The sequence below is a fragment of the Paenibacillus sp. TAF43_2 genome (genome assembly GCF_052113545.1).
Lineage (GTDB): Bacteria > Bacillota > Bacilli > Paenibacillales > Paenibacillaceae > Pristimantibacillus.
This window is the reverse complement of sequence record NZ_JBFRDK010000329.1, coordinates 1-3,223: the sequence shown is the minus strand read 5'-3', so window position 1 is coordinate 3,223 and position 3,223 is coordinate 1. Positions and strand designations below refer to the sequence as shown.

Below are 3,223 nucleotides of genomic sequence, written 5' to 3'. Positions count from 1 at the left end.
GAAGTAAGGCAATCGGTGTGGAGCTTCATATCGTTCTGGAACGTTTTTTCTTATTCGGTCGTTAACTTTATTGCTGTAATTGTATTTTTATTGATGACCGTCACACTCGCTTATCCGCTGACTGTCAAACATTTGCCAGGGCGCAGCTGGTATAAGTTGTTTCTGCTTATCGTCATTTCGATGGGAAGCGGGATGATTAATGAGTACCTATTCGTTCGGAGCCTGGAAATGGTCAATACGATTATTCCGCAAATGATATTCGGCTTTTTTAATTTAGCGGCGGTTTTTGTTCTCAAAAGTATTTTCAACGGGAGATACGCCGACTTAAAGACTGAGGCCGAGCTGTCGGGAAAAGGGGAACTGCATACGTTTTTCACTCTGTTTATCCCAAAAATATGGAAGCCACTGCTTGCGCTTGGCGTGCTCCATTTCGTCGTATTATGGAACTCATACTTACCAGCGTTAATTTATATTTCTAATATGGAGCTGCAAACACCGATAATGAAATTAGTACAGTTAGCAAGCTCAGGAGGAGAACTGGACAGTACATTAATGCTGCAGCTTGGAGCATTGACAAGCCTGCCGTCAGTTATGTTATTTCTTATATTCCGGAGATGGCTGACTTCCGAGATATTTATCGGTCAGATCAGAAAGCTTTAGCATTATATTTGGAGGGAGCTTGGCTAAGGCCTGCTTCCTTTTTTTGATTTCAATGAGAATTCACCATATATTAGAGTAACTTAATAGTTAACTATACAATAGGTTTGTCACGGGTTTTCAAAGTAATAGTTGACAAACAAGTTAATGAAGACGTATTCTTGTTACGAAATAGTTGTTATTTCAGTTTATTATTAACTTTTTAATTAATCTTATGAACGTCATCAAAATATCAATGGAGAGGCAGTGTGATTAATAATGTCTTTAAATACGGTAAATGCTTCACAAGTGAGCATCCCTCGAGCTGAGTATCCTCGGCCAGATTGGCAGCGCTCGGAATGGTTGAATTTGAATGGAGCATGGTCCTTTGAATTTGATCATGAGAATCGCGGCATCGGTGCAGATTGGCATAAATCGAAGGGGCAATCCTTAAAGTCGGAAATCACTGTTCCTTTCTCCTGGTCAAGCCCGTTGTCGGGAATCGGAAGCAATGATAAAGGCATCGCTTGGTACGATAAGAAAGTGGATTGGGCACCAAAGCTAGCTGATGCCCGAGTAATCCTTCGCTTCGGAGCGGTCGATTTTAAGTCCGACGTATGGGTAAATGGGATCTCCATTGGTTCGCATGAAGGCGGATATGGCCATTTCGAATTTGATGTAACAGACGTTTGGTTAATCGACAGCACAAACTCGATTACGGTTCGTGTTGAAGATTTTGATCATTCATTCCAAGGCCGTGGCAAGCAAGGTTATGGAGAAATTCGCGGCATTTGGCAGCCCGTATGGCTGGAGGCTCGTCCTCAAAACTATGTACAGGATTCGAAGTTTAATACAAAATTGGACGGTACTATACAAGTTACGACTAGAGTGATAGCAAGCCGCGCAGGTCATGCTCAGCTTTCCTTCTTGTTTGCAGAAGGAGCTGTATCACATCAATTTGACGCAGAGCTGACAGAAGGAGCCAATACGATCAGCACTTCATTTGTAGTGGCAGATCCTAAGCTATGGAGTCCAGAATCTCCTTTCTTATATGAAGGCGAAGTTTCCCTGTCCAGCAATGGCCAGTCGGATGTTATAAGCACTTATTTCGGTATTCGTGAAATTTCAACTGCTCTTGTAGGCGATCGGAATTATCGCTGGATTATGTTGAATGGCAAACCAGTTTATTTGAATGGAACGTTGGATCAATCCTTCCATCCAACCGGATTTTTCACGTACCCGTCCGATCAAGAAATGCATGATGAAATTTTCCTTTTGAAACGTTTAGGATTGAACTTTGTTCGGATTCACATAAAGCCGGAAGAGCCGCGCAAGCTTTATTGGGCCGACAAACTTGGAATTCTCGTGATGGAGGATATGCCATGCTTCTGGGGGGACCCGGATGAGCAGGCACGGCTTGCTTACGAGAGTGAAGCGCGTGAAATTATTGATCGTGACTACAATCACCCGTCGATTTTCTCTTGGGTTATGTTTAATGAGACATGGGGCTTGAAAACGGAAAGTGAATCCGCGTCACTAACAACAGATGCATCACATCCGCAAAATTATTTGCCGCAAACGCAGGAGTGGGTTCGTTCCATCTATCGTTGGGCCAAACAGGTTGATCCAACCCGTATAGTTGAAGATAACTCACCATGTAACTATGATCATGTGGAGTCTGATATTAACACTTGGCATTTCTACATTAATGGCTACAAAGAGCTGCGCAACCATGTAACAGAGGTCGTTGATAAAACGTTCGTAGGTTCTACCTTTAACTATACTGCGGGCAATGTACAATCAGATGCACCATTAATGAACAGCGAATGCGGCAATGTGTGGGGGATCGAAGGCGGAGCAGGAGATAGCGACTTAGCCTGGCATTACCGCTATATGATGAATGAATTCCGCCGTCATGATAAAATGTGCGGTTTCGTATTTACAGAATTCCGCGATGTAGTAAATGAGTTTAACGGTTATTACCGTTTGGACGGCACCGACAAGCATTTTGGCTACGAGTGGTTCGTTCCCGGCATGACGATCGCAGATTTGCACTCGCCTGATTTTATCGTTATTGATGCACCTCCTTGTCAAACGCTGGATACAGGCGCACAGGTTACAGTAGAGCTTTTGCGTTCCAGCTTCTCGGATCGTTATCATGGTCAAGCGCTTCAGCTGGCATGGGAGCTGTCGTATGATCATTTTGGTGTACGTACTGTCGCACAATCAGGACAAGAAATCATTGACTGGAACGGATTCGGCGTAAGTGCATTGCAGCCGMTTTCCTTGAAAATGCCTCAGCAGGATGCGGTTGCGGTAATTGCAGTACGTCTCTTGTCTTCCGATGGCAAAACGATTACACGCAACTTTGTTACTTTCGACGTTCGCAGCGGTCAAACCAATGGGAAATACGAGGTTGACGGCCAAACGATAAGCGTGCCGGTTGCAAGCTTCACCGATAGCGAGTGGCCGCATAGCTGGAATTCGTTGCAGAATCAAAAAGTGAATGGCGGAATTGCAGGACAATTTACGTATGATGTACAGCTGCCATCCATTTCGGAGCAAACGATGATTTATGATATTGAAC

At 44.0% G+C, this 3,223-nt stretch carries 2 protein-coding genes; both read left to right on the top strand.

Annotation, left to right across the window (positions count from 1 at the left end):
- Positions 1-660 (top strand): hypothetical protein (locus tag AB4Z17_RS32975; RefSeq protein WP_441964622.1); only part of this gene is annotated, 660 nt, incomplete at its 5' end.
- Between the two features lie 255 nt (positions 661-915).
- Positions 916-3,223: glycoside hydrolase family 2 protein (locus AB4Z17_RS32970; protein WP_441964620.1), on the top strand; the 2,308-nt coding region annotated here is incomplete at its 3' end.